We start from the raw sequence: 26,671 nt of genomic DNA, 5'->3' as shown, positions 1-26,671 counted from the left end.
AAGATGGGCGTGAAATCGAATGCAGGTCCATTTTGGCGCAAGATATCGGCCGGATTCGGGTGCCGACGGCGATGTCGTCTGATAATGACTTGCAAATCATTTTGGCCGAAGGCAGGCCAGCGCGATTTTTACGGGCCGGCACATGGTTCGTCTGCTTCGCGCAAGATATAAGGGGCGCCGACGCAGTGCTTTTGTCAGGGGTGGGATGAGCGCGGCACAGATCAATCTCAGTGGGCTGATGTTCGTCTCGGCGATGCTCGCGACGATACTGACGATCGCGTGGCAAAGCTTCGATCGCCCCCGGCATGCGCTGGTCTGGGCACTGGCTTTCTACGTCGCGACCGCAGGCTGGTTCGTCAATCTGATGATGCGGACCTTCGCGATCGACGAACCCGTCGTCTCCGCGGCCGCCGTCGGCTTGTCCTGCCTGTTCAGCGCGCTGATCGCGGTCGGTTTCGCCCAACGGGCACGGCCCGCCGCCGACATCATGCCGATGCTGACCATGTCCGCCGCGGGAATCCTGCTGGTCGTCGGGGCCACCCTGGTCCTTCCCTACAAGGGCATACGCGACGCGCTCTGGCTCGGTTTCAGCGGGTTGATGCTCCTCATCAGCGCGAGCAAGGTCGCACCGACGATCCGCCGTGCCCCCGTCGCCGAACGGGCTACGGTCGCCATGCTCATCCTGTTCGCGCTGATCCGCTTCGGCACCGCAGCCCTCGCCCTGGGCCAGGGCGCGCCGGCCTCCGAAGGCGATGCGCTGAAACTGTTCGGGCTCGCGCTGAACCTGCTGAATCCGCCCGCCTTCATCGGCATCGGCCTGTTCACGGTGTTCCTCGTGGCCGGCGACCTCGCGCACCGCATGCGCGCGCTCGCGGTGTCCGATCTATTGACCGGGATCTTCAATCGGCGCGGGTTCGAGGAGGCCGCCGAGCGCGCGATCCGCAACGCACAGCGCCAGCGTCAGCCGCTCGCCCTCGTCGTCACCGATATCGACCGCTTCAAGACGATCAACGATCGCCACGGCCATTCGGCCGGCGATCGGGCGATCCAGCATTTCGCGACGCGGATGGAACGTATGGTTCGTCGCGGCGACCTGGTCGGTCGGATCGGCGGCGAGGAGTTCGCGCTGCTGCTGATCAACACCAGTTCGGCGGATGCCCTCGACGTCGTCGAACGCATCCGCCGCGACGTCGCGGCGATGCCGGTCGATGGACCCGAATCGATCGGGATGACCGCCAGCTTCGGCGTGACGGGGCTGCGTCCAGGCGATACCGCGCTCGCCAATCTGTTCGCGCGCGCCGACCGCGCGCTCTACCGATCCAAGGTCGAAGGCCGCGACCGCGTCAGCTGCGCCGAGGCGATCGACGATCCCGTCAACGAAGCGGCAGCGCTCGACCTGGCCTGAAGCGAACCGGCGATCGGCCTAACGGCCGACGAACAGGAAACCGACCGCGGCCATGATGCACAGAAAGGCCGCGAAATGGCGCCAGTGCAGCGGCTCGCCGAGCACGGTCACCATGAAGCCGCCGAAGATGATCAGCGCGATCGCCTCCTGGACGATCTTGAGCTGGCCGGCACTCCAGCCACCGGCATAGCCGAGCCGGTTGGCCGGTACCGCCAGGCAATATTCGACGAAGGCGATTCCCCAGCTGATCAGGATCACCAGCAGCAGCGGTTTGTTCATCCCGCCCTTGAGATGCCAATACCAGGCGGTGGTCATGAACAGGTTCGAACCGATGAGCAGCAGGATCGTGGGCATGGGCCCATTATGATCCGCGAACCGGAGCGGTGATAGCCTTTCTATCGCGCCCGTTCGCCCTTATGTGCAGGCGATGGCCACGCGTTTCGAAACCCTGCCCCATCGCCGCGCGATCATCGACCGGCGCGCGCTCGTCGAGGCGCTCGACGGCCTGCCCCCCGTCGGCAGCGACACCGGCGCGCTGCGTCTGGCCGCGACCCCGATCCTCAAGGGCGCGCTCGAACAGGGCCGCGCCGAGATTGCCCGCCGGCTCGAGGCCGCGCCGCCCGCGACCGGCGGCGAGACCGCGACCTCCTACGCCTTCCTGACCGACCAGATCCTGCGCCTGATCTTCGATTTCACCACCGAGCGCCTCTATCCGCTCAACAATCCCAGCGCCGGCGAGCGGCTGACGCTGATGGCGGTGGGCGGCTATGGCCGCGGCGAGATGGCGCTTCATTCGGACGTCGACATCGCCTTCCTCACCCCGTGGAAGCAGACCAGCTGGGCCGAGCAGGTCATCGAATCGATGCTCTATTCGATGTGGGATCTCGGCCTGAAGGTCGGCCATTCGAGCCGTTCGATCGACGAGATGGTGCGGATGGCGAAGAGCGATCTGACGATCCGCACCGCGCTGCTCGAGGGCCGTTTCGTGTGGGGCGACGAAGCGCTCTACGACGAGGCGTCGATGGTGTTCCAACGCGACGTCGTCGCCGGCACCGCGCGCACCTTCGTCGCCGAGAAGCTCGCCGAACGCAATGCGCGGCACCAGCGGATGGGCGACAGCCGCTATGTCGTCGAGCCCAATCTGAAGGAGGGCAAGGGTGGCCTGCGCGATCTCCACACTTTGTTCTGGATCGGCAAATATGCCTATCAGGTGCGTTCGGTTCCCGAACTGGTCGACAAGGGCCTGCTGACCCGCAGCGAGTTGCGCCAGTTCCAGACCGCCGAGAACTTCCTGTGGGCGGTGCGCTGCCATCTCCACATCGTCGCCGGACGCGCCGAGGACCGGCTGACCTTCGACATGCAGTCCGAGATCGCACGGCGGATGCGCTATGCCGATCGCCCCGGTAAGTCCGCGGTCGAGCGCTTCATGCAGCATTATTTCCTGATGGCGAAGCGCGTCGGCGACCTGACCGCGATCTTCCTCGCCCATCTGGACGAGACCTTTGCCGGACGCGGCCGCCGCTTCGGCCTGCCGTCGCTGCGCCGCAAGCCGACGAAGCTCGACGGCTTCGTCCTCGATCGCGGCCGGCTCGCCATCCCGCACGAAGGATTCTTCGCCGAGGATCCGGTGCGGCTGCTCCAGATCTTCGCGCTGGCCGACCGCCATGGGCTGGAAATCCATCCGCTGACGATGCGCGCGGCCGGGCGCGACGCCAAGCTGATCGACAACAAGATTCGCCGCGATCCGCGCGCCAATGCGCTGTTCCTCGACGTGCTCGCTTCGCACCACAACCCCGAGACCAGCCTGCGCTGGATGAACGAGGCCGGCGTCTTCGGCCGCTTCGTGCCCGATTTCCGGCGGGTCGTCGCGCAGATGCAGTTCGACATGTATCATCATTATACCGTCGACGAGCATACGATCCGCGCGATCGGCCTGCTCGCGCGGATCGAGAAGGGCGAGCTCAAGGGCGATCACCCGATCTCCTCGGCGGTGATCGCCCGGATCGTCTCGCGCCGGGTTCTCTATGTGTCGGTGCTGCTCCACGACATTGCCAAGGGCCGCGGCGGCGACCATTCGGTGTTGGGTGGCGAGGTCGCCGAGAAGCTGTGCCCGCGCTTCGGCATGAGCCCGGCCGAGACCGAGACCGTCTCCTGGCTGGTGCGCAACCATCTGATCATGTCGGATACCGCGTTCAAGCGCGACCTGTCCGACTTCAAGACGATCCTCGACTTCGCCGAGAAGGTGCAGAGCCCCGAAAGGCTGCGGTTGCTGCTGTGCCTGACCGTGGTCGACATCCGCGCGGTCGGGCCCGGCATCTGGAACGGCTGGAAGCGCCAGCTGCTCGCCGATCTCTACGAAGCTGCCGAGGAGGTGCTCCGGCTCGGCCACAAGCAGAACGGCCGGCGCGAGCGGGTCGAGGCCAAGCAGCGTCATCTGCGCGAGGCGCTCGGCTGGGACGAGACGCGTTTCACCGCCTTCGCGCAGCGCTTTCCCGAAAGCTATTGGGTCGCCGAGGGGTTCGACATCCTCGAAGGCAATGCCCGGATGATCGAGACCGCCGACGCGGAGGGCAAGCCGCTGTCGATCGTCGCCCAGCCCGATCCCGATCGCGGCGCGACGCTGGTCAGCATCTATGCCGGCGACCATCCCGGCCTGTTCTACCGGATCGCCGGCGCGATCCATGTCGCGGGCGGCAGCATCATCGACGCGCGGATCCACACCACCCGCGACGGCATGGCGATCGACAATCTGCTGGTCCAGGATCCGCTCGGCCGGCCGTTCGACGAGGATGGCCAGATGAAGCGGCTGGTGGTGACGATCGAGGATGCGCTCGCCAACCGCTCGCGCATGGCCGACCGGCTCGCCGCACGGCCGCTCGCGCGCACCCGCGCCGATGCCTTCACCATCGAACCCAATGCGCTGATCGATAATCGCGCCTCGAACCGCTACACCGTGATCGAGGTCAACGCCCGCGACCGCCCGGCGCTGCTCCACGCGCTGGCGCACGCGCTGTTCCAGGCCAAGGTCACGATCCACTCGGCGCATATCGCCACCTATGGCGAGCGGGCGGTCGACGTCTTCTACGTGACCGACCTGACCGGCGACAAGATCAGCAGCCAGTCGCGCGTCAGGACGCTCGAGCGGCTGCTGCTGGAGGCTGCCGCCCCGGCCAGCACCAAGAAGGCCGCGTGAAGCCTGGCTGTAATGATGATATCCTAATCGACCCGGCAGAAACCGCCGGTCAAGCGATGGAGGTGGCGATGGGCGTGCTCGGAATCGGTGGGATCTTCTTTCGCGCCCAGGACCCGCAGGCGCTGACCGCCTGGTATCGCGATCATCTCCATGTCGGCGCGGGCTGCAGCGCGTCGGGCGACATCACCCCGTCCGAATGGTTCTGGCAGATCGAAAGCGGTCCGGTCGTGTTCCAGCCGTTCAAGGCGACCACCGACTATTTCGCCGCCGACAAGCAATATATGCTCAACCTGCGGGTGTCCGAGATCGACGATCTGATCGCCTCGCTGACCGCAGCCGGCATCGCGGTCGAGACCCGCGCCGAATGGGACGCTCCCGAAACCGGACGGTTCGCGCGCATCCATGATCCCGAAGGCAATGCGATCGAACTATGGCAGCCGCCACATTGAGCCGTATCCGGATCGCCCACGGCCTGCTCGCGCTGCTTGCGCTGATCGGCCTCATCCTCGAGTACAAGACCTCGCTGTCGCGCGACCCGGGCCAGCCGCTGGTCCAGACGCTGCGCTATCTGTCCTTCTTCACGATCATCAGCAACGCCGCGGTCGCGCTGGCCAGCCTCGGCCGTGCGCTCGGCGACGGGCCGCTTCACCGCTGGGCGACGGCGCCCGGCACGCGCGGGGCGATCAGCGTCTATATCATCGTCGTCGCGGCGATCTTCCAGCTGCTGCTCGCACATCTCTACCGCTTCACCGGATCGGCCTGGTGGGGCAATCTGCTCGCCCACCAGCTGGTCCCAGCGCTCTGGATCGCGCTCTGGATAGGCTCCGGCCCACACGGCCGGCTCGACCGCGCGGCGCCGTTCCGCTGGCTGATCCTGCCGCTCGCCTATAGCGGCTGGACACTCGTCGTCGGCGGGCTGACCGGCTGGTTCCCCTATCCGTTCGTCGACTATGTCAAATATGGCGCCGGCCGGACCGCGATCAGCATGACCGCCATCGCGCTGTTCTTCCTCGGGCTGGGCTTCGCGATTCGCTGGATCGACGAACGGTTGGCGCGACGGGCCTGATATCAAAAAGCCTCCCCGTTGTAAGACGGAGAGGCTTCGATGTCTCTTGGACGGTAAGAGCCGCTTTACTTCGGTGCGAGCACCATCAGCATCTGCCGACCTTCCATGCGCGGAAACTGCTCGACCTTGGCGGTTTCGGCCATGTCGGCCTGGACGCGCTGGAGCACCTGCATGCCGAGCTGGCCATGGGCGAGTTCGCGACCGCGGAAGCGCAACGTCACCTTGACCTTGTCACCTTCCTCGATGAACTCGTGAATCTTCTTCATCTTGGTGTCGTAATCATGATCGTCGATGTTCGGACGCATCTTGATCTCTTTGATCTCCTGCGTCTTCTGGCTCTTGCGGGCCAGGTTGGCCTTTTTCTGGGCCTCATATTTGAACTTGCCGACATCGAGGAACTTCGCGACGGGCGGATCGGCGTTCGGCGACACCTCGACCAGATCGAGCCCGACCTCAGCGGCCTGCTCCATCGCCTCGCGCGTATACATCACGCCCAGATTCTCGCCGTTCTCATCGATCACCCGAACCTTGGGCGACTGGATGAACTCATTGAAGCGGGGGCCATTGAGCGGCATCGGCGGCTGCCCGATCGGGCGGCGCATCATGGGGGGACGTATAGAAGCTTCTCCTGTCGTGGCTGATCTTGGGCGCGATATATGCCTAAGCGGGGCATTTTGAAAGATGCACGACGCGTCCAAATCGCGCATTTTAGGCGACCGGGATCGATTCTGGCCGCCTGCCGCCGCTTTCTGCGTCAGCGCGGCAGTCCGACCCCGCCGACGGGTTCCGATTCAGCATGCGAGTCGAAACCGGCGATGAGCGGCCTGCCTTTGGCGATCGCCGCCTGCACGACCGGCAGCTTCAGCGAGGCGGCGTGGCTGTCCTTGCTGTCCCAGACCTCGGTCACCCAGATGGCGTTCGCATCCTTGACATCCCGGGCGACGACATAGCTCAGGCAACCCGGCATCGCATCGACGCCCTCGAGCAGGATCGCGATCAGCGCGTCGCGCTTGCCCGGCGTCGCGATCATCCGCCCCATCAGACCGTACATCGGCGTGCCTCCTTTCGCCGCCAGCGCGGGCGCGGCGATGACGATCGAGCCCATCAGCCCGCCCGCCACCACCGCACGCCGCGTCGGATCGCTCATATTACAAGGTCGGGCGGGGTCGCCTCCGCCTTCAGCAGCGCGATCGCCTCGTCGACCGGCAGGATCGTCTGCCCCTGGTCGCCGAGTCGCCGGATCGCGACGGTGCCTTCCTCGGCCTCGCGCTTGCCGACGACGAACAGTGCCGGGACCTTGGCAAGGCTGTGTTCGCGGACCTTGTAGTTGATCTTCTCGTTGCGCAAATCGGTTTCGACGCGGATGCCCGCCGCCGCGAGCTTCTTCGCGACGACGCTCGCATAATCGTCGGCGTCGGAGACGATCGTCGCCACCACCGCCTGCACCGGTGCCAGCCACATCGGGAAACGGCCGGCATGATGCTCGATCAATATGCCCAGGAAGCGTTCGAACGTGCCGAGGATCGCCCGATGAAGCATGATCGGCCGGTGGCGCAGGCCGTCCTCGCCGACATAGCTCGCGTCGAGCCGCTCGGGCAGCACCGTGTCGGTCTGCAGCGTGCCGCATTGCCACGTCCGCCCGATCGCGTCGGTCAGGTGGAATTCAAGCTTGGGCGCGTAGAAGGCGCCCTCGCCGGGCAGTTCCTCCCAGCCATATTCGGCGGTCGCACGCCCGGTCGCGGCGACCGCGTCGCGCAGCGACTGTTCGGCCCAGTCCCACATCTCGTCCGAACCGAAACGCTTCTCGGGGCGCAACGCCAGCTTGATCGCATAGCTGTCGAAGCCGAGATCCTTGTAGATCCCGTCGAGCAGGTCGCAGAATAGTCGCACCTCGTCGACCAGCTGGTCGGCGCGCACGAAGATATGCGCGTCGTCCTGCGTGAACTGGCGCACCCGCATCAGCCCATGGAGCGCGCCATGCGCCTCGTTGCGATGGCAGCAGCCGAACTCGGCCATGCGGATCGGCAGGTCGCGATAGGATTTGATCCCCTGGCGGAAGATCAGCACATGCGCCGGGCAGTTCATCGGCTTGAGCGCCATCAGCTCGCCCTCGCCGGTCAGCACCGGGCCCTCGTCCTCGACATTGGGGACCTCGTCGGGGACGACGAACATATTCTCGCGATATTTGCCCCAATGGCCCGACTGTTCCCACTGGCGCGCGTCCATCAGCTGCGGGGTCTTGACCTCGCGATAGTCGGCGGCGTCGAGTTTGCGGCGCATATAGGCCTCGAGCTGGCGCCAGATCACATAGCCCTTTGGATGCCAGAACACCGATCCCTGCGCCTCGGGCTGGAGGTGGAACAGGTCCATCTCCTGGCCGATCTTGCGATGGTCGCGCTTGGCCGCCTCCTCGAGCCGCGTCAGATGTGCGTCGAGCTGCTTCTTGTTGAGCCAGCCGGTGCCGTAGATGCGGCTGAGCATCGCGTTCTTCTGGTCGCCGCGCCAATAGGCACCCGATACCCGCGTCAGCTTGAACGCCGCCGGATCGAGCTTGCCGGTCGACGCGAGATGCGGCCCGCGGCACATGTCGAGCCAGTCGCCACCCGACCAGTAGACCGTGAGATCCTCGTTGCCCGGCAGTTCGGCGGCCCATTCGGCCTTGAAACTTTCACCCTGCTCCTTCCAGCGCGCGATCAGGTCCTCGCGGCTCCACACTTCGCGGCGCAGCGGTTTGTCGGCGGCGATGATCCGCCGCATCTCGGCCTCGATCGCGGGCAGGTCCTCCTCGGTGAAGGGCCGTTCCTTCGGCGCGAAATCATAATAGAAGCCGTCGTCGGTCGACGGGCCAAAGGTGATCTGCGTGCCCGGGAACAGGCTCTGCACCGCCTCGGCGAGGATATGCGCATAATCGTGACGGGCGAGCTCGAGCGCATCGGCCTCGTCGCGCGACGTCACCAGCGCCAGCTGGGCGTCCGACGTCAGCGGCCGGTTGATGTCGCGCAACTCGCCGTCGACCCGCGCGGCGATCGCCGCCTTGGCAAGGCCCGGCCCGATCGACGCCGCGATGTCCGCCGGAGTGGTGCCGACCGGCACCGCGCGAACGGACTGGTCGGGCAGCGTGATCGAAAGCATCTGGTTCATGGTCGTTCCTGTCGATTTGCGGCGCTTATGCACAAGGCGGCCCAGAGAGAAAAGCGGGGCGAGAAAAGCGGCGCGAGAAAAGCGAGGAGGAACGAGAGGGATCACGCCGGTCCCACCCGTTCCCGGGCGGAGCCTCCGGCGAGAAGCGTCAGCGGGTGACGCGCAGGCCGAAAGCCCCCCGGAAACCGGGGGTGCTAGTCGTCGGGGATGAGGCGATCCGGCGCTGCATGACGCTGATATAACCTGCGCACGGCCGAAAAACCAGATGCTCGGCACGACGAATCGCGCCGATACGCAAAGCCGATCTTAACCACATCTCGCCTACCCTCGCGCGATGTATCAGCCCGGCTTTCCGCTCAGCCCAGCCGACCGACCGATGCCGGCTGCCGTGCGGCTGCGCAGCGTCTCGGCCGGCATGCTGTTCGCATCGCTCCTCGCCTGGCTTGCCATCGACCAGCTGCTGCTCTGGCGCTTTCTCGATGTCATGCCGGGCTGGGCCTATGCCGCAGGCCTTGCCATCGCCGCCTTCCTCGCGCGCACCGCGGCGCGCGAGGAAGGCGGGCAAATCCCGCTGCGCAGGCTGATCGCCTGTCTGGCGATCGCCTTCGCGCTGCTGCTCGTCGGCGGCGAGGGCCGTTTCTTCTATGCCAATCTCGACTGGCAGGTCCGCGACGCGGTACTGCGCGACCTCGCCGTCCACCCCTGGCCATTCGCTTATGCGACCGATGCCGGTGCGCAGCTGCTGCGCGCGCCGATCGGGGTCTATCTGCTGCCCGCACTCGCCGCGAAACTCTGGGGCCAGGCCGGCGGCGATATCGCCCTGCTGGCCCAGAACAGCCTGCTGCTCGGCATCGTGCTGGGGCTCGCATCGTCGCTGTTCGGCACGCGCCGCGCGCGGATCATCGCGCTCGCGACCTTCCTCGCTTTCAGCGGCCTCGACATCGTCGGCCAGGGGCTGACCGGCCATCTCGGCGCCTTCACCCCGACCGCGCATATCGAGGGGTGGAACCGCACCCAATATAGCGCGACGATCACCCTGCTCTTCTGGGTGCCGCAGCATGCGCTCGCCGGCTGGATTGCCGCGGTCGCCTTCCTGCTCTGGCGCACCGGCCGGCTGCGTATCGGCGCGTTGGCGCTAACCCTGCCGCTGGTCGCGCTCTGGTCGCCGTTCGGAACGCTCGGCGCGCTGCCGTTCGTCGCCGGCGCAGGTCTCGCCGATCTCTCGGCACGCAGGGTCCGCGCCGCCGACGTCGCGCTCGCCGCCGCCGGGGTGGCCTTCTGCCTTCCCGGCCTGCTCTATCTCGCCGCCGCCGGCGACGCGGTCAGCATGCACGTCTTCCCACTCGCACCGCAGAGCTGGGTCCTGCTCGAAGCGCTCGAGGTCGCGCCCTTCCTGCTGTTCGCGTGGCGCTTCGGGTCGAATCGCTTCGGCGGCTGGCCGCTCGCGCTGGTCACCGCCTGCCTGCTGCTGATGCCGTTCGGGCAGATCGGCTGGTCGATCGATTTCACGATGCGCGCCGCGATCCCCGCCTTCGCGATCCTGATCGCCCAGCTCGTCGACATTCTCGGCGGCGCGGCCGCGAGCCCGGCCCGCAAGGCTGCGCTGGTCGCCATCCTCGCGATCGGCACCGTCACCGGCGTCACCGAGATCGTGCGCGGGCTGACCTTCCCGACCGCTCCCCCACCGCATTGCGGCTTTTCACGGGCCTGGGACCAGAGTTTCTCGGGCTTCCCCAAGGACTCCTATCTCGCCGCGTTCGACAAGGTCCCGCCTGCCATACGGCCGGCAGATCCCCGCCTCGTCACCGATCGCGATCCGCCACGCTGCTATGACCGTCCCTGGCCCCGTCCGGCGATGTTCGTTGCGGGCACCGCCGACCACCGCTGAACGATCGGCGCGGCTTACCTTGGCCTTGTGCGCGCGCTAAAGCGTCGGTCCATGACCGCCTTCCTCACCCGGCCCGACAAGCCCGCGCTCGCCTATAAATACCGGCCCGGCCGGACACCGACGCTCCTGTTCCTCCCGGGCTACATGTCCGACATGGAAGGCGGCAAGGCGGTCGCGCTCGACGCCTGGGCAGGGCGCACCGGGCACGCGATGCTGCGACTCGACTATTCGGGATGCGGGGCCAGCGAAGGGCGCTTCGTCGACGGCACGCTCGACATGTGGCTCGCCGACATTCTCGACGCGATCGATGCCTTCGCGTCCGACGGACCGATCGTCATCGTCGGATCGTCGATGGGCGGCTGGCTGGCGCTCCACACCGCGCTTCGCCTGCGCGACCGCGTCCGCGCGATCGTCGGCGTCGCGGCGGCCCCCGATTTCACCGACTGGGGGTTCACCGACGAGCAGGCCACCCTGCTCGAGGCACAGGGCCGCATCGTCGAGCCTGGCGACTATGCCGACCAGCCGCTCATCACCACGCTCGGTTTCTGGCGGTCGGGCCAGACGATGCTGCTGCTCGACCGGGTCATCGGGCTCGATTGCCCGGTGCGCCTGCTCCAGGGCCAGCTCGATATCAGCGTGCCGGTCTCGGTCGCGCTGCGGCTGTCGCGTGCATTGCGTTCAGCCGATGTGCAGACGATCCTCGTCAAGGACGGCGATCACCGGCTGTCGCGCGACCAGGACATCGACCTCCTGATCCGCACCCTCGCGTCGCTCATGGAACTGGCCCCGATATCATCATGATCGCTCTGCTCTTTCTCGCCGCCGCCACCGTCACCCCCGGCCCGCCGGCGCCCGCTGCCGATCGCGCCGCGACCTGCGCCGCGCTGGCCAAGGCCGATCCGGCCAAGGGCGAGATCGAAGCAAAGGCCTGGCGCGACAGCGGCGGCGGGACGGCCGCACGCCAATGTCTGGGCCTTGCCCTGGTCGGCAAGGGCGAATGGTCGAACGCCGCCACGGCCTTCGAACAGGCCGCGCGCGATGCGATGCTCAAGCTGGACCGGACCGCGGCCGTGCTGTGGATGCAGGCAGGCAACGCCGCCCTCGCCGGCGACGAGCCGGTGCGCGCCCGCACCGACCTCGACGCCGCGCTGAAACTCGACGGCCTGACCGACGAGATGCGCGGGGAGGTCTATCTCGACCGTGCCCGCGCCGGGGTCGCCGCCAACGATCAGGTGGGTGCGCGTGCCGACCTCGACCAGGCGACGAAGCTGGTGGCGCGCGACCCGCTCGCCTGGCTGCTCAAGGCCAATCTCGCACGCCGCACCAAGGATCTGCCGGGTGCGCTGGCGGCGATTCGCGAGGCCGCGAAGCTCGCGCCCGACGAACCGGCGATCGCCTATGAAGCCGGCAATATCGCCGCCGCCCAGGGACAGATCGACGACGCCCGGGCGGCATGGACGCGCGCGGCCAAGCTCGCACCCGACAGCGATGCAGGCCAGGCCGCGGCGCTGGCGCTCAAGGGCGGCGACGGGACACCCAACCCCTGACCACGGCCGAGGGCTGACAAAGAAAACGCTCCGTCCTAGATTGGGCGGATGAAATATCTCCACACCATGATCCGCGTGTCCGATCCCGACGCGACCATTCGCTTCTTCGAACTGCTCGGCCTGAAGGAACTGCGTCGGATCGACAATGAGAAGGGGCGCTTCAGCCTGATCTTCCTTGCCGCCCCCGGCGACGAGGATGCGCAGGTCGAACTCACCTGGAACTGGGACGAGAAGGGTTATGACGGCGGCCGCAATTTCGGCCATCTCGCCTACAAGGTCGACAATATCTACGAGAGCTGCCAGCGGCTGATGGATGCGGGGGTCACGATCAACCGCCCGCCGCGCGACGGCCATATGGCGTTCATCCGCACCCCCGACAATATCTCGATCGAGCTGCTCCAGGACGGCGTCCTCGAGCCGGCCGAACCCTGGGCATCGATGCCGAACATAGGCGTCTGGTAATGCCGGTCGAGATCCTGCGCGTCCCCGTGCTCAGCGACAATTATGTCTGGCTGATGCACGATCCGGACAGCGCGGAAACGGTCGTGATCGATCCCGCGGTCGCCGAACCGGTGCTCGAGGCTGCGGCGGCGCGAGGCTGGCGCATCACCCAGATCTGGAACACCCATTGGCATCCGGACCATGTCGGCGGCAACGCGGCGATCAAGGCCGCAACGGCATGCTCCATCACCGGCCCCGCCGCCGAGTCCGACCGGATTTCGACCCTCGACGTCAAGGTCGGCGAAGGCGATGTCGTCCGGATCGGCGCGATCGCGGCGGAGGTGATCGCGGTGCCCGCCCACACCGATGGCCATATCGCCTATCACCTCCCGACCGAGCGGGTCGCCTTCGTCGGCGACACGCTGTTCGCGATGGGCTGTGGCCGGCTGTTCGAGGGCACCGCCGAGCAGATGTTCGCCAATATGCAACGTCTCGCCGCGCTGCCGGGCGAGACGATCGTCTATTGCGCGCACGAATATACCCAGTCGAACGGTCGCTATGCGCTGGTGGCCGAGCCCGACAACCAGGCGATCGCCGATCGGGTCGCACAGGTGGATGCCGCACGCGCCGTCGGTGAGGCGACGGTGCCGACGACGATCGCGCTCGAACGCGCGACCAACCCGTTCATGCGCGCACGCGACCCCGCCGAGCTCGGCGCGCGCCGGGCCGCCAAGGACGTCTTCTGAGGCGGCGGCGGCTCGTCGCGCTCGCCACTTTGCCGCTGGCGATCGCGGCGGCGCCGGCCGATGCCCCGCTTTCGGCGCTCGCGCTGAAAGCGATCGAGGGGCGCACCGCCGGAGAACCGGTCGCGTGCGTCGATTCCTCCGACATCCGCAATGTCCGGATCATCGACGAGAGCGCGATTCTCTATGAAGTCGGCGCGTCGCGGCTCTACCTGAACCGTCCCGCGGGCGGCCGCTGTCCCTGGCTCCGGCCCGGCCGGGTGCTGGTGGCCGAATCCTTCGGCGGACAGACATGCCGCAGGGATCGGGTCAGGGTGATCGATCCGCCGAGCCCCCAGGCGTTCGGCGCCTGCCTGCTCGGCGATTTCACACCCTACACGAAAGCGAAATGACGCGCCCGATCAGGTCGCGCCGCGCCGCCACGGAAAGCCCCGAAGCCGCGCCGCCATTGGCATCAGGATGTTGATCGCCAGCCCGCTCATCACCAGCAGCGCGGCGAAGATCTTCCACGACGGCAGCCCTTCGCCCAGCAGCAGCGCCGAAGCGCCCATGCCGAAACAGGGGATCAGCATCGCCATCGGCGTGATCGTCGCCGCGGGATGGCGATTGAGCAGCCACCCCCAGGCGACATAGCCGAACATCGTGTTGCCGACCGATTGCCAGACGATCGCAGCCCATGCCCATGGCCCCGCATGGACCAGGGCATGGCCGATCTTCACCGGCCCTTCGAGCAGCAGCGCGGTCGCCAGCAGCGGCGGAACCGAAAAGAGGCTCGACCAGATCACGAAACCGAACATGTCGGTCACCCCGCTGCGCTTCGACACAAGATTGCCGCCCGCCCAGCTGGCGGCGGCGAGCAGCGTCAGGATCAGCCCCAGCGGGGTCGCGCTGCGATCGCCATGGAACAGGATGATGCCGATCCCGATCGTCGCGAGCAGCAGCGCCACCACCTGATAGCCGCGGATGCGTTCGCCATGCGACCACATCGACAGCCCGATCGTGAAGAAGACCTGGCTCTGCACCACCAGACTCGCGAGCCCCGGCGAGATCAGCCCGTCCATCGCGATGAAGAGCAGCGCGAACTGGCCGAAGCCGATCAGCAGGCCGTAAGCGGCAAGTGCGCTCCATGCGATGCGCGGGCGCGGTACGAACAGCACGACCGGCAGCAAGACGAAGGTGAAGCGCAAGGTCGCAAACAGCAAGGGCGGCATCTCGGCGAGCGCCACCTTGATCACGACGAAATTGGTCCCCCACACCGCAACCACCGCGAGCGCGAGAAGAATGTGGGTGAAGGGCAGGCCGGCATGGCCGGCGCCGGTCGTGGCGGGTGGACGTGTCATCGACCGCAGCCCGTAGCGATATTGTCGAGGAATCGAAACCGATCGCGGAGACGCCGCAGCGATATGAGTCTATTGCCCGGATCGAGAGGCCAGACCGTCGATCAGACCCGCATGGGCATGAGCACGTACAGCGCCGCAGCCTTGTCGTTCTCGCGGATCAGCGTCGGCGCGGCGGCATCGGCGAGATGGACCTCGACCATGTCGCCGTCGATCTGACCGAGAATGTCCATCAGATAGCGCGCGTTGAAGCCGATCTCGAAGCCGGGCGAGGTGTAGTCGCCGGGGACTTCCTCGGCGGCGGTGCCGTTTTCGGGGCTGGTCACCGACAGCGTGATCTTGTCGCGGTCGAGCGCCATCTTGACCGCGCGGGTCTTCTCCGAGGCGATCGTCGCGACGCGATCGACGCCTTCCATGAAGCTTTTCGGGTCGATCTTGAGCAGCTTGTCGTTCCCGGTGGGGATGACGCGGCTATAATCGGGAAAGGTGCCGTCGATCAGCTTCGAGGTCAGGATCGCGGTACCGAGACCGAAGCGCACCTTGGTCGACGACAGCGACATCTCGACCGAGCCGTCGACCTCGTCGAGCAGCTTGCGTAGCTCGCCGACGCATTTGCGCGGGATGATGATGTCGGGCATGCCCTCGGCGCCTTCCGGACGGGCGACGGTGACCCGCGCCAGGCGGTGGCCGTCGGTGGCCGCGGCCTTGAGCACCGGCTGGCCGTCGTCCTGAACGTGCAGAAAGATGCCGTTGAGATAATAGCGGGTCTCTTCGGTCGAGATCGCGAAGCGGGTCTTGTCGATGATCTGCTTGAGCGTCTCGGCGGGCAGCTCGAACTGGGTCGGCAGCTCGCCCTCGGCAATCATCGGGAAATCGTCCTTGGGCAGGGTCTGCAGGTTGAAGCGGGCGCGGCCCGCCACCACCAGCATCTTGCCTTCGGCCGCGGTGAGGCTGACCTGCGATCCCTCGGGCAGCTTGCGCGCGATGTCGAACAGCGTGTGCGCCGAAACCGTGATCGCGCCCGGCTGGTCGACCGCCGCCGCGACGACCTCGACGATCTGCAGGTCGAGATCGGTTGCCATCAGCTTGAGCGCGCCATCGGCGGTCGCCTCGATCAGCACGTTCGACAGGATCGGAATCGTGTTCCGCCGCTCGACGACCGATTGGACGTGGCCCAGGCTCTTCAGAAGCGTTGCGCGTTCGATCGTAGCCTTCATTGCCTGCCCCGAAATCCCGTCCCGAACCTAAAAGGAAGCCGGTTATAGCGCGGCCCCGCCATGCCGCCAGCCCGAAAGCGAGAAAAGCATGGGGATAAAAGAAAAGGCCGGACGTTTCCGCCCGGCCTTCTCGTCTTTTCGGCGTATCAGCTTTGCTGAAAACCGATCAGAAACGCATGCCGAAACCGCCGACGACCTGATGGCGGGTATAGCCATCCTGATAGTTCGAATAGCGATATTCGGTCTTCACATAGGCGTTCGAGCTGAGCGCATATTCGACGCCGGCGCCGACCCGGGCGCCGTCGAGATCGGTCTTGGCCAGCGTGGTGCGGGCGGTGCCGTCGTCGCTGGTCAGCTTGGCGCGGGTGTTGGTGTAACCGGCCTTGGCGTAGATCAGCGTCTTGTCGCCAATCACCTTGCCGATACGGCCGCCGATATAGAGGTCGCGCGCCGCCTTGGCGCACAGCCGCGGATCGGCGGTGGTCTTCGCGCCGACGCACTGCTTGGTGCTCGAATCGCCGACCTCGCCTTCGATCCCGACCACGCCCATGCCGGTCTGAATATCGTAACCTGCGGCGACGCCATAATTGACGCCGTCGTCATGCCCGTTGTTCTGGACGCGATCCCAGCCGGCCAGACCTTCGATGCGCGGTCCCGTGAAAGGAGCGCGGCCCGACGAATCCTGGGCAAAAACGGGGGAAGCCGCGGTGGCTGCCACGAGGGCGGCGACAACGATGCTACGCATGATATAACTCCATTATGACCCGTCTCCCGATAGGAAGGTGGAGACGTGGGATGCCCAGTGCCCGAAAGCAGATCGGGTTGCATGAACCTCACATAAACGAAGGAATTTGTTGCATTTTTGCCACGCAGAGCTTTGATCGCTTGACAGCGAAATGGCCCCGGCTGGTCGGGCTTTCGGCGCTGCTGGCGCTCGTCGCGGCGGCGCCGCCGGGTCGTCAGTCGCTGGGAATTTTTTCGGCCTGGGGTGCGTTTCGCGACACCGCGCCGCCGCGTTGCTACGCGATCGCGACTCCCGAAGGCGGCCGGCGCGGCAGCAAATGGCAGAGCTTCGCCGCGGTCGGCATCTGGCCGACCCGCGGGCTATCCGGCCAGGTTCATTTTCGGCTGCGCGAGCCACGCGCCAAAGGCAGCCCGATCCGGCTGATCTTCGGCGACGCCAGCTTTCCACTGGTTGCAGGGGGACTCGACGCCTGGGCGCCCGATCCGCGCGGCGACGCCGCGATCATCGCGGCGATGCGCGGCGGCACCTCGATGCGGGTCGCCTGGGTCTCGGTCGACGGCCGCGACCGATCGGACGGTTATCTGCTCAAGGGGATTGCCAGCGCGATCGACGCCGCCGCGCTCGGCTGCGCGCGCCGCAAGTGAAATCGCTGCCGATCGGTCAGGCGTGGCCCTGCCGCAGGATGATATCGAGCTGACCTTCGGCGAGCGGGGTCATGAAACGGCAGCCGGCTTCGAAATCCTTCGCCCAGATCACCCGCGCCCGCACCACGTCGCCGGTGGGCAGGCTCAGGGTGATGATCGCGTCGCGTTCGAGATCGCAATAGACTTCGAGCCGCGCGCCGCGCTTCGACAGGTCGACGATCCGGCACAGCGCCCGCGTCGGCGGACCGCCCCCGCCATAGCGCGCGCGCATGTCGACCGGCAGCCGCTCATGCTCGCGACCCATCCTGTTCACCACTGAGACTTCGGACAAGAACATCGGTCCACCCCTTCGCGACTCTATCGTTACGGCGCGAATGGTTATCGGGACGTAAACCGCGTTGGTGGAATCCCGGCGGGAACCCATTAAATCGCGATGGTGCTGGTCGGTGGTGGTGGTGGAGGGGGCTGGATTCGAACCAGCGTACGGAAAACCGGGCAGATTTACAGTCTGCTGCCTTTAACCACTCGGCCACCCCTCCAAGGGCGCCTGAAAGCGAGGCGGCTCCATGGCCAATCGAATCGGCCGTGTCAACGCTGCAGCCCCACATAAATATCGCAAATGATGCTGCGGCTTGCGCTCGACGCCCGACAATGGGAAAGGCGCGCGATGCGCCGAGGCCACAGACCATCGCAAGCCCCGACCGGCCGTCCCCGTTTCTGGGGGCGTCACGCCGTCATCGCCGCGCTTGCCAATCCCGAACGCTCCATCCGCCGGATGTGGGCGACCCGCGAGGCCGTGGCCGCGCTGGACCTGCCTTCCGATCTTCCGGTCACCTTCGCCGACGTCGCCGATCTCGGCCGGATGGTGCCGCAGGACGCGCCGCATCAGGGACTGGTGATCGAAGTCGATCCGCTGCCCGACATCTGGCTTGGCGACCTGCTCGCACTTGGACGGGGCGACAAGCGACCGCTGATCATCCTCGATCAGGTGACCGATCCGCACAATGTCGGTGCCGTGCTGCGCTCGGCGGCGGCGTTCGACGCCCTCGGCATCGTCACCCAGGATCGCCATTCGCCCCCCGAGTCCGGCGCATTGGCGCGCAGCGCCTCGGGTGCGCTCGAACTCGTCCCCTGGGTCCGCGTGGTGAATCTGGCCCGCGCTCTCGAGGAAATCGCCGAAGCCGGTTTCTGGCGGGTCGGCCTATCGGGCCATGCCAAGGGCACGCTGGCCGACGTCATGGGCGAAACCAGGGTCGCGATCGTGCTGGGCGCCGAAGGCGAGGGCATGCGCCAGAACACCGAAGCGCATTGCGATCAGCTCGCCAAGCTGCCGATCAGCCCCAAGGTCGAGAGCCTCAACATCTCGAACGCGGCGGCGATCGCACTCTACGCCATCGCGACTCGCGGCTGACCGCCCGCTCGGCGGGCCGGCCCGCCGAAATTCCCTGTCGACATCGACCGCGAAAGATGATGATCTTCGCTCCATAATGGATGGGAGAGGATCGCATTCGGCAGTGGGGAACATGCCGTGGTCGATCTCGATGAACGCCTATACTGGTTCAAGACGGTCATCCTGCCGCATCAGGGCGCGCTGCGCGGACGCTTGCGCCGCGTCGCACCGCGCGGATCGGACATCGACGACCTCGTCTCGGAGGTGCTGGCGCGCGCCTGGGCGGTCCGCGACTGGGCGCCGATCACGTCGGGACGTTCCTATCTGTTCATGATCGCGCGCAACATGCTGATCGATTCGGCGCGCCGCGATGCGATCGTGTCATTCGACCTGGTCGCCGACTTCGACACGCTGCGCCACGACTATCAGCCCGAGCCCGCACTCGATGCCCGCGACGAACTCCGCCAGGTCCAGGCGATCATCGCCACCCTCCCCGAGCAGGCTCGCCGCGTCTTCGTGATGCGGCGCGTCCACGGCCATTCGATGGCCGAGATAGCGGATGCGATGGCGTTATCCGTTTCCACAGTCGAGAAGCACCTCGCCAATGCCCTGATGCTCGTGGCAAGGGCGATCGCGAGGAACGAGGACTGGAGCGTCGAGCGTGCCGTTCGAGACACCACAGGCGACAGCCGAACGGGAGGAAAGGGCGGCGCATCTCGTCGCGAGGGTGCATGACGGCGACGATCATGCCCGCGCGGAAGCTGCCGCCTGGATCTCGGCCGATCCTGCCAACGCGGTAGCCTATGCGCGGATGGACGCGGTATGGGACAGTGCGCGCTGCCTGCGCGCCGGCCCCGAATTGTCGATTGGTACATCGATGCAGGACGTCGAACCCGCATCGCGGCGCTGGTCGGCGACGCGGCGCGGCTTCGCCGCGGGGTTGATCGCCGCCGCGGGCGCCGGGGTCGGGCTGGCGGTGCCGTCGGTACGCCGCCTGCTGTTCGGACAAAGCATCCACACCGCGATCGGCGAACGGCGCGACGTGGCGCTCGCCGACGGTTCGATCGTCCGCCTCAACACCGCCTCGCGGGTCCAGGTCAGGATGACCGAAACCGCCCGGATCGTCCGCCTGATCGACGGCGAGGCGCTGTTCGACGTCGTTCACGACAAGGACCGGCCCTTCCTGGTCGATGTCGGCCATGCCCGGATCCGTGCGGTCGGCACCGAATTCAACGTCCGCATGCGGTCCGAACTGGTCGAACTGACCGTGACGGAGGGGACCGTCGCGGTCGCCGAGACCGACGAGCGGCGGTCGGTCGACGATCAGATGCACGTCACCGCCGGCCATGGCGCGCTGATCCGGCGCGGAATGGTCGCACGGGCCTCGCTCGATCCCGAAAGCTTCCGCCAGCGCACCGCGTGGCGCGAGGGGGTGATCGAGCTCGACGGCAATACCGTCGAGCAGGCGGTGACCGAGTTCAACCGCTACCGAGACAAGCCGATGGTGGTGGGCGACCAGGCGATCGCGACGATGCGGGTCGGCGGCCGCTTCGGCATTTCCGAATCCGAAAAATTCCTCGCGGCGCTGCAGCAGACGCTGCCGGTGCGGGCGATCACCGGCAGCGACGGCACCGTCATGCTGGTCAGCGCCGAATGACGCTTTTTTGACCGATCGATGGCGGGTCGGCGAGACTGATCCGTTTTCCTGTGTGAAAGTGCTGCGGAAAGCAGCCGTCCCGGGGAAAGAACATGCGCAAGAAGGGGGTCGCACTCCGCCTGTTCGCCACGACCATGCTCATCGACGCCGCCTCCCTGGCGGCGGCCGAACCCGTGCCTTCCGCCGCGGCGCACAAATATAGTTTCCGGATCGCCGAACAGCCGCTCAAGGACTCGCTCAACGACCTGTCCGAACAATCCGGGGTCCGGATCCTGTTTCCCTATGACGATATCGCCAATCTGCGCGCGCGCGCGATCAACGGGCGACTGAGCGTCGACGAGGCGCTCGACCGGCTGCTGGCCGGGGTCCCGCTGCGCGCCCGGCACATGGGGGACGGCACGATCGCCCTGTCGGCGACCGGCCCGCGCACGCTCGCACAGCGCCGGCCCACCGTGATTCGTATCGCCCAGATGTCGACTCCCTCGAACGACGCCGCATTGTTCGCGCTTGCCCAGACGCCGGTCGCGCTCGCAGCGATCGATTCGCGGCCACCCGACGAGATCATCGTCACCGGGACCCGCCAGGTCACCCGCACCGTCGCCGAAAGCCTCGCGCCGATCGACGTCCTGTCGAGCCGGGATTTCCAGGCCAGCGGCAAACAGTCGGTGCGCGATCTGCTCGGCACCCTGGTGCCTTCGATCAACATATCGAACAGCGGCGCCGGTGCGAGCTTCGCGGTCAAGACGCTGTCGCTGCGCGGGCTCGGCGGCGACCAGTTGCTCGTGCTCGTCAACGGCAAGCGCCGCCACAATGCCGCGACCCTGTTCATCAACGGCACCACCCAGAACGGCCAGTCCCCGCCCGATCTCGACCTGATTCCGGCGAACGGCATCACCCGGATCGAGGTGCTGCGCGACGGCGCCTCGGCGCAATATGGCTCCGACGCGATCGCCGGGGTCGTCAACATCATCCTCAAGGACGATATCGCCGGCGGCGCGTCCTTCCTGAGCGGCCTCACCTGGGACGGCGGCGGCGAACAGGCGCGCGCGCAGATCGACCATGGCTTCGCGGTCGGCGAGGGGATGGTGCACCTGACCGCCGACGGTTTCCTGCAGGGCCGCACCTTCCGCAGCGCGCCCAATTTCGGCCAGTTCTACGCCAAGCTCGGCGGGCTCTACCCCGGGCCGGCGACCGGCGTCGCCGATCCGCGCGAGGCGACCGTCGATCGCCATACCAACCGCGGCGGCCAGCCGCAGGCGTTCGGCGTCAACCTCGGCTACAATGCCAATATGCCGGTCGGCGATGCCGGCCTGTACAGCTTCGGCACCTGGTCGAAGCGGCATAACGATGCCTGGCTGACCTACCGCTTCCCCGACGCCACCAACAACATCCCCGAGATCTTCCCGCTCGGCTACAGCCCGCATCTCCATGTCTATGACGAGGATTTCCAGACCGCCGCCGGGATCAAGGGCGATGCCGCCGGCGGCGTGCGCTACGATCTCAGCACGACCTATGCCGAGAACCGCGTCCGCTATACCGAAACCACCGCGCTCAACGTCTCGCTCGGCCCGAACAGCCCGACCGATTTTCACATCGGTGCGGTCCGGACGACCGAGTGGACCAGCAATCTCGATCTTCAGAAGGATCTCGACCTCGGCCTGATCGAACCGCTGTCGTTCGCGGTCGGCGCCGAATATCGTGAAAATCGCTACCGGATCGGCGCGGGCGAGCCCGCATCCTATCTCGACGGCGGCTATCGGTCGACGACCGGACCGAACAGCGGCGTCGTCCGCACGTCGGGATCGCAGGGCGTGACCGGCTTCCCTGCCAGCGCCGCCGGGCGCTTCCGGCGGCACAGCTGGAGCGCCTATGCCAATCTCGAGCAGACCATCGCCGAAGGCATCGAGGTCGCGCTGGCGGGGCGGCACGAGGATTATTCCGATTTCGGCACCACCAACACCGGCAAGGGCTCGATCCGCATCGAGCCGGTCCGCGGCTTCGCGGTCCGCGGCACCGCCAGCACCGGCTTTCGCGCGCCGACCCTGCAGCAGCAGCATTATTCGTCGGCGAGCACGATCAATGTCGGCGGGGTGTTGCTGCCGGTCCAGGCGCTCCCGGTCGATTCACCCGCTGCGATCGCGCTCGGCGCGACCCCGCTCAAGGCCGAGAAATCGACGAATTTTTCCGCCGGTTTCGTCTTCAACGCGATCCCGCGACTCAACCTCACCATCGATGCCTATCAGGTGAAGATCCGCGACCGCATCCTGCTGTCCGAAACCCTGCAGGGCGCCACCGTGATCAACGTGCTGCGCGCCGCCGGCATCACCGCTTCGGCCGGCGGATTCTATTTCTCCAACGCCGCCGACACCCGCACCCGCGGCCTCGACATCGTCAGCACCTACCGCGCCGGGCTGGGCGATCTCGGCAGCGCCAATCTCAGCCTGTCGGCCAATTTCAACCGGACCGTCTTCACCCATGTCGACCAGCCGCCGGCCGCCCTCGCCGCCGCCGGACTGGTGCTGATCGGCCGCTCGAAACAGGGCGACTTCACCAAGGGCACCCCGCGCGACAAGTTCATCGCCAACATCAACTGGATCAGGAACGCGTTCTCGCTGAACCTGCGCGCGACCCGCTATGGCAGAATCACCCAGGTCCATCCGACGACGCCATCGCTCGACGCGGTCATCCACCCCAGGGTCATCGTCGATCTCGAGGCCGGAATCGATCTGACCGCGGCAATCAAGCTGTCGGCAGGTGCGAACAACCTGTTCAACACCTACCCCGACAGACTGGTGCCGGCGCTGCAGGGCAACGGCTTCTCGCTCTACAACCAATATTCGCCTTATGGCGTCAGCGGCGGCTTCTATTATGCGAAGGCGACCTTCGGCTTTTGAAGCACCGCCGCCGAAGAAGCTCAGTCTTCCGGTGCGATCGTGATCATCAGCCCGTCGAGTTCGTCGGTCATCGCGATCTGGCAGGACAGGCGCGAACGCTCGGTGCGGTGATCCGAACTGTCGAGCAGGTCGTTCTCGTCTTCGCTCATGTCGGGCAGCAGGCCGGCAAAGGCATCGTCGACATAGATGTGGCAGGTCGCGCAGGAGCAGCAGCCGCCGCACAGCGCGAGCAGCTCGTCGATGCCGTTGTCGCGGACGACCTCCATCACCGACAGGCCGGTTTCGGCCTCGATGACCGATTCATCACCGTCGCGCGTGACGACCACCAATTTCGGCATTAACTCGCTCCCCAAGCATCGACTCCTGCCGGCTATGTGTCGCGCAGAGTCCACGAAATCAAGCGGAGAACATCTATGGGCCTGTCGGCGGAGCAATTGCGCAACGGGCTGGACGCGCTGGCCCGGATCGAACCGCTGCTCGCGGACCGGCTCGACCGGATCGGCTATCCCGAACCGCGCATCCGCGATCGCGGTTATCAGACGCTGCTGCGCACGATCGTCGGCCAGCAGGTCAGCGTCGCCGCCGCCGCCTCGATCTGGAGCAAGCTGGAGGCCGCCGTCGGCGCCGGGCTGGCGCCCGAGGCGGTCGCGGTCGCATCCGATGAATTGCTGCGCGGCGCCGGCCTGTCCCGACAGAAGGCGGGCTATGCCAAGAGCCTCGCTGGCCATGTCGCCGACGGATCGCTCGATTTCGGCGCGCTGCCCGCCGACGACGAGGAAGCGATCGCCGCGATGACCGCGATCAAGGGGATCGGCCGCTGGTCGGCCGAGATCTACCTGCTGTTCGCCGAAGGGCGCGGCGACATCTGGCCGGCGGGCGATCTCGCGGTCCAGATCGAGGTCGGCCAGATCATGGGCCTGCCCGAACGGCCGAGCGAACGCGCGACCCGGGCGATCGCCGAAGCATGGCGCCCGCATCGCGGCGCTGCGGCGGTGTTCACCTGGCACGCTTATTCGCACCGGCTCAACGCGAACAAGGCCAGCAAATTGCCGCTTTAGTGTTGCTCTTGAGCAACGCGCCATACGCAATTTGCGTAGTGTAACCCCTATGCCACAAAGCCATTGCTGCGGGGCACAACAGGTATAAGCTGCGAGTCGGAGAGGGTGGCACTGAGATGAGTCTCGGGAGATCACTTGCATGGCCGACCAGATCATCAAATCCCCACCGCGGCGCGACGGCGCCGACGGCAGTTGCTCAGAAATCGGCCGGCTGGTCTGCCGCGACAGCTGCTATGCGCTCGAGGGGCTCGACGGTGTCGCCGTCTGGCTCGAGATGGACCGGATTCCGATGCACCTGATCGAACAGCAGGTCTCGATCGAAGGCCGGCGCTATGGCCGCAACCTGATCGCGGTGCACTCGATCGGCCCCGCCCTGATCGGCAATGGCTGAGCCGGCATAGCAACCCGCTCGAATAAGCGGCGGCGCCGCTTCCGCTGTGCGCCGACCATGCCTATCTAGGCGTTGATGCCACCGCAAACGCCCTCCAGTCCCGGCCACCCCGAAAAGGGCTTCGCCACCCTTCGCCGCTTCCTCCCCTATCTGTGGCCCGCGAACGAGCCGGGGCTGCGAATGCGGGTGGTCGTGGCGATGGTGCTGGTGCTGGCGGCGAAGGCCGCGACCTTCACCATGCCGTTCGCCTACAAGGCGGTGATCGACCGGATGGCGCCGGGCATGGAACCCGCGGTCGGCCTCGCGATGGCGCTGGTCTTCGCCTATGTCGCCGCGCGCTTCGGCGGGGTGTTCTTCGACAATATGCGCAACGCGGTGTTCGAACTGGTCGGCCAGACGGCCGCCCGGCGGCTGGCGGTCGAGATCTTCCGACACATCCATGCGCTGTCGCTGCGCTACCACCTCGAACGGCGCACCGGCGCACTCACCAAGATCGTCGAGCGCGGCACCAAGAGCGTCGACATGATGCTCTATTTCCTGTTCTTCAACATCGGCCCGACGATCTTCGAACTGGCCGGGGTCTGCATCCTCTTCTACGTCAAATATGGCCCGGGCCTGGTCGTCGCCACCGTCGTCACGGTCGCCGCCTACATATTGTTCACCCAGAAGATGACCGAATGGCGGAGCAGAGTCCGCCGCGACATGATGGAGCACGACACCCGCGCCGGCGCGCGCGCGGTCGATTCGCTGCTCAACTACGAGACCGTCAAATATTTCGGCGCCGAGGCGCGCGAAGCCGAGCATTACGACCATGCGGTCGCCGCTTACGCCAAGGCCGCCAGCAAGAATGAGCGTTCGCTGGCGCTGCTCAACATCGGCCAGTCGCTGATCACCAACCTGATCCTCGGCGGGGCGATGGCGTACAGCGTGTGGGGCTGGTCGGTCGGCAAGTTCACCACCGGCGACATCGTCTTCGTCAACACGCTGCTCAACCAGCTTTTCCGCCCGCTCGACCTGCTCGGCATGGTCTATCGTGAAATCCGCCAGGGCCTCATCGACATGGAGGCGATGTTCGGGCTCGCCGACACCCCCGCCGAGATCGTCGACATCGACGGCGCCCCCGATCTGGCGGTGAATGGCGGCGCGGTGCGTTTCGAGGATGTCCATTTCGCCTATGAACCCGACCGCCAGATTCTCAAGGGCATCGACCTGTCGGTGCGCCCCGGCGGCACGCTGGCGGTGGTCGGCCATTCGGGCGCTGGCAAGTCGACCCTCGCCCGGCTGCTGTTCCGCTTCTACGACGTCACCGCCGGCCGGGTGACGATCGACGGCCAGGACATCGCCCGCGTCTCCCAGGCGTCGCTGCGCCGCCAGATCGGGATCGTCCCGCAGGACACGGTGCTGTTCAACGATACGATCGCCTATAATATCGGCTATGGCCGCGACGGCGCGCGCCAGGACGAGATCGAGGCTGCCGCGCGCGGCGCCGCGATCCACGATTTCATCCTGTCGCTGCCGCAAGGCTATGCGACCCGGGTCGGCGAGCGCGGGCTCAAGCTGTCGGGCGGCGAGAAGCAGCGCGTGGCGATCGCCCGCACCCTGCTCAAGGATCCGCCGATCCTGATCCTCGACGAAGCGACCAGTGCGCTCGACAGCCGCACCGAGGCCGAAATCCAGGCGACGCTGCGCGGCGTCGAACATGGCCGCACCACGATCATCATCGCCCACCGGCTGTCGACGGTCGCCCACGCCGACGAGATCGTGGTGATGGACGCCGGCCGCATCGCCGAACGCGGCACCCACAGCGAACTCCTCGGGCGCGGCGGCCTCTATGCCGACATGTGGATGCGCCAGGCGACCGAACGCGCCGAACTCGAGGACGCGTAGCGCCCGACCACATTGTACGTCGTTCCA

General features: G+C 66.6%; 27 protein-coding genes and 1 tRNA gene. 18 read left to right on the top strand and 10 right to left on the bottom strand.

What is annotated here, in order from left to right:
• The first annotated feature begins 205 nt into the window (after positions 1–205).
• Positions 206–1,405 (top strand): GGDEF domain-containing protein, encoded by a 1,200-nt coding sequence (locus AC1RM6_RS14940; RefSeq protein ID WP_493102532.1) that lies wholly within the window; start codon positions 206–208, stop codon positions 1,403–1,405.
• Between the two features lie 18 nt (positions 1,406–1,423).
• Here AC1RM6_RS14940 and AC1RM6_RS14935 read toward each other — a convergent pair whose 3' ends face one another.
• Positions 1,424–1,759: a DMT family protein gene (locus AC1RM6_RS14935; RefSeq protein WP_493102530.1), complete on the bottom strand. Its 336-nt coding sequence runs from the start codon at positions 1,757–1,759 to the stop codon at positions 1,424–1,426.
• 73 nt (positions 1,760–1,832) lie between these two features.
• Here AC1RM6_RS14935 and AC1RM6_RS14930 point away from each other — a divergent pair, with 73 nt between their 5' ends.
• The 3 genes from AC1RM6_RS14930 (at position 1,833) to AC1RM6_RS14920 (ending at position 5,664) form a co-directional block, all read left to right on the top strand.
• Positions 1,833–4,598 carry a [protein-PII] uridylyltransferase gene (locus AC1RM6_RS14930; protein ID WP_493102528.1) on the top strand — a complete coding sequence of 922 codons (2,766 nt, stop codon included), beginning with the start codon at positions 1,833–1,835 and terminating at the stop codon, positions 4,596–4,598.
• A 68-nt stretch (positions 4,599–4,666) separates the two neighbouring features.
• Positions 4,667–5,047, top strand: a complete 381-nt coding sequence (locus tag AC1RM6_RS14925) for a VOC family protein (protein WP_493102526.1) — start codon at positions 4,667–4,669, stop codon at positions 5,045–5,047.
• A complete protein-coding gene (locus AC1RM6_RS14920; protein WP_493102525.1) occupies positions 5,029–5,664 on the top strand; it encodes a Pr6Pr family membrane protein in 636 nt (211 codons plus the stop codon). The genes AC1RM6_RS14925 and AC1RM6_RS14920 overlap by 19 nt, the downstream gene beginning before the upstream one ends.
• 65 nt (positions 5,665–5,729) lie before the next feature.
• On the opposite strand, the gene infC is transcribed toward AC1RM6_RS14920, so the two are convergent.
• The 3 genes from infC to thrS all read right to left on the bottom strand — a co-directional run bounded on the left by infC (position 5,730) and on the right by thrS (position 8,805).
• Positions 5,730–6,239, bottom strand: coding sequence for a translation initiation factor IF-3 (gene infC / locus AC1RM6_RS14915; RefSeq protein ID WP_493102523.1), 510 nt, complete (start codon positions 6,237–6,239; stop codon positions 5,730–5,732).
• Positions 6,240–6,418: 179 nt separating this feature from the next.
• The gene (locus tag AC1RM6_RS14910) at positions 6,419–6,811 is read right to left on the bottom strand and encodes a putative quinol monooxygenase (protein WP_493102521.1); all 393 of its coding nucleotides are present in this window, start codon (positions 6,809–6,811) and stop codon (positions 6,419–6,421) included.
• Positions 6,808–8,805 carry a threonine--tRNA ligase gene (thrS, locus tag AC1RM6_RS14905; RefSeq protein ID WP_493102519.1) on the bottom strand — a complete coding sequence of 666 codons (1,998 nt, stop codon included), beginning with the start codon at positions 8,803–8,805 and terminating at the stop codon, positions 6,808–6,810. The genes AC1RM6_RS14910 and thrS overlap by 4 nt, the downstream gene beginning before the upstream one ends.
• A 376-nt stretch (positions 8,806–9,181) precedes the next feature.
• On the opposite strand from thrS, the gene AC1RM6_RS14900 reads away from it, so the two are divergent.
• Genes AC1RM6_RS14900 through AC1RM6_RS14875 form a run of 6 tightly spaced genes read left to right on the top strand, consistent with a single transcriptional unit; the run spans position 9,182 to position 13,816 of the window.
• Positions 9,182–10,693 (top strand): hypothetical protein, encoded by a 1,512-nt coding sequence (locus AC1RM6_RS14900; RefSeq protein WP_493102518.1) that lies wholly within the window; start codon positions 9,182–9,184, stop codon positions 10,691–10,693.
• Between the two features lie 51 nt (positions 10,694–10,744).
• Complete coding sequence (locus tag AC1RM6_RS14895; protein ID WP_493102517.1) at positions 10,745–11,494, top strand: alpha/beta hydrolase family protein; 750 nt, start codon at positions 10,745–10,747, stop codon at positions 11,492–11,494.
• Positions 11,491–12,240, top strand: a complete 750-nt coding sequence (locus AC1RM6_RS14890; RefSeq protein ID WP_493102516.1) for a tetratricopeptide repeat protein — start codon at positions 11,491–11,493, stop codon at positions 12,238–12,240. Before AC1RM6_RS14895 ends, AC1RM6_RS14890 begins: the two co-directional genes overlap by 4 nt.
• A 48-nt stretch (positions 12,241–12,288) precedes the next feature.
• Positions 12,289–12,702 (top strand): VOC family protein, encoded by a 414-nt coding sequence (locus AC1RM6_RS14885; protein ID WP_493102515.1) that lies wholly within the window; start codon positions 12,289–12,291, stop codon positions 12,700–12,702.
• Entirely contained in the window at positions 12,702–13,427 is a 726-nt protein-coding gene (gene gloB, locus AC1RM6_RS14880; protein WP_493102513.1) for a hydroxyacylglutathione hydrolase, read from the top strand. The genes AC1RM6_RS14885 and gloB overlap by 1 nt, the downstream gene beginning before the upstream one ends.
• A 29-nt stretch (positions 13,428–13,456) precedes the next feature.
• Positions 13,457–13,816 carry a hypothetical protein gene (locus tag AC1RM6_RS14875; protein ID WP_493102511.1) on the top strand — a complete coding sequence of 120 codons (360 nt, stop codon included), beginning with the start codon at positions 13,457–13,459 and terminating at the stop codon, positions 13,814–13,816.
• A gap of 9 nt (positions 13,817–13,825) precedes the next feature.
• On the opposite strand, the gene AC1RM6_RS14870 is transcribed toward AC1RM6_RS14875, so the two are convergent.
• From AC1RM6_RS14870 to AC1RM6_RS14860, 3 genes are all read right to left on the bottom strand, one after another.
• A complete protein-coding gene (locus AC1RM6_RS14870) occupies positions 13,826–14,764 on the bottom strand; it encodes an EamA family transporter (protein WP_493102509.1) in 939 nt (312 codons plus the stop codon).
• A 101-nt stretch (positions 14,765–14,865) separates the two neighbouring features.
• A complete protein-coding gene (gene dnaN / locus AC1RM6_RS14865) occupies positions 14,866–15,978 on the bottom strand; it encodes a DNA polymerase III subunit beta (RefSeq protein WP_493102507.1) in 1,113 nt (370 codons plus the stop codon).
• Positions 15,979–16,144: 166 nt separating this feature from the next.
• On the bottom strand, positions 16,145–16,723 hold the full coding sequence (locus tag AC1RM6_RS14860) for an outer membrane protein (RefSeq protein ID WP_493102505.1): 579 nt from the start codon (positions 16,721–16,723) through the stop codon (positions 16,145–16,147).
• A gap of 140 nt (positions 16,724–16,863) precedes the next feature.
• Between AC1RM6_RS14860 and AC1RM6_RS14855 the strand changes: the two genes are divergently transcribed.
• Positions 16,864–17,367 carry a hypothetical protein gene (locus AC1RM6_RS14855; protein WP_493102503.1) on the top strand — a complete coding sequence of 168 codons (504 nt, stop codon included), beginning with the start codon at positions 16,864–16,866 and terminating at the stop codon, positions 17,365–17,367.
• A 16-nt stretch (positions 17,368–17,383) separates the two neighbouring features.
• Here AC1RM6_RS14855 and AC1RM6_RS14850 read toward each other — a convergent pair whose 3' ends face one another.
• Together AC1RM6_RS14850 and AC1RM6_RS14845 are read right to left on the bottom strand one after the other, a co-directional pair.
• The gene (locus AC1RM6_RS14850; protein WP_493102501.1) at positions 17,384–17,704 is read right to left on the bottom strand and encodes a PilZ domain-containing protein; all 321 of its coding nucleotides are present in this window, start codon (positions 17,702–17,704) and stop codon (positions 17,384–17,386) included.
• Between the two features lie 116 nt (positions 17,705–17,820).
• Positions 17,821–17,906, bottom strand: a tRNA-Tyr gene (locus AC1RM6_RS14845).
• A 128-nt stretch (positions 17,907–18,034) separates the two neighbouring features.
• Here AC1RM6_RS14845 and rlmB point away from each other — a divergent pair.
• The 4 genes from rlmB (at position 18,035) to AC1RM6_RS14825 (ending at position 23,308) form a co-directional block, all read left to right on the top strand.
• The gene (rlmB, locus tag AC1RM6_RS14840; RefSeq protein ID WP_493102500.1) at positions 18,035–18,778 is read left to right on the top strand and encodes a 23S rRNA (guanosine(2251)-2'-O)-methyltransferase RlmB; all 744 of its coding nucleotides are present in this window, start codon (positions 18,035–18,037) and stop codon (positions 18,776–18,778) included.
• A gap of 117 nt (positions 18,779–18,895) precedes the next feature.
• Positions 18,896–19,492, top strand: a complete 597-nt coding sequence (locus tag AC1RM6_RS14835; RefSeq protein WP_493102498.1) for a sigma-70 family RNA polymerase sigma factor — start codon at positions 18,896–18,898, stop codon at positions 19,490–19,492.
• Positions 19,419–20,414 (top strand): FecR family protein, encoded by a 996-nt coding sequence (locus tag AC1RM6_RS14830; RefSeq protein WP_493102496.1) that lies wholly within the window; start codon positions 19,419–19,421, stop codon positions 20,412–20,414. The genes AC1RM6_RS14835 and AC1RM6_RS14830 overlap by 74 nt, the downstream gene beginning before the upstream one ends.
• A 92-nt stretch (positions 20,415–20,506) precedes the next feature.
• Entirely contained in the window at positions 20,507–23,308 is a 2,802-nt protein-coding gene (locus AC1RM6_RS14825; RefSeq protein WP_493102494.1) for a TonB-dependent receptor domain-containing protein, read from the top strand.
• 20 nt (positions 23,309–23,328) lie between these two features.
• On the opposite strand, the gene AC1RM6_RS14820 is transcribed toward AC1RM6_RS14825, so the two are convergent.
• Positions 23,329–23,646, bottom strand: coding sequence for a 2Fe-2S iron-sulfur cluster-binding protein (locus AC1RM6_RS14820; RefSeq protein WP_493102492.1), 318 nt, complete (start codon positions 23,644–23,646; stop codon positions 23,329–23,331).
• A 75-nt stretch (positions 23,647–23,721) separates the two neighbouring features.
• On the opposite strand from AC1RM6_RS14820, the gene AC1RM6_RS14815 reads away from it, so the two are divergent.
• The 3 genes from AC1RM6_RS14815 (at position 23,722) to AC1RM6_RS14805 (ending at position 26,644) form a co-directional block, all read left to right on the top strand.
• Complete coding sequence (locus tag AC1RM6_RS14815; RefSeq protein ID WP_493102490.1) at positions 23,722–24,366, top strand: DNA-3-methyladenine glycosylase family protein; 645 nt, start codon at positions 23,722–23,724, stop codon at positions 24,364–24,366.
• Positions 24,367–24,505: 139 nt separating this feature from the next.
• Positions 24,506–24,757 (top strand): DUF5818 domain-containing protein, encoded by a 252-nt coding sequence (locus tag AC1RM6_RS14810; protein WP_493102488.1) that lies wholly within the window; start codon positions 24,506–24,508, stop codon positions 24,755–24,757.
• Between the two features lie 75 nt (positions 24,758–24,832).
• Complete coding sequence (locus AC1RM6_RS14805; protein WP_493102486.1) at positions 24,833–26,644, top strand: ABCB family ABC transporter ATP-binding protein/permease; 1,812 nt, start codon at positions 24,833–24,835, stop codon at positions 26,642–26,644.
• Positions 26,645–26,671: the final 27 nt, after the last annotated feature.

Source organism: Rhizorhabdus sp. GW822-FHT03C02 (assembly GCF_058801765.1).
This window is presented reverse-complemented; position numbering and strand designations above follow the sequence as displayed.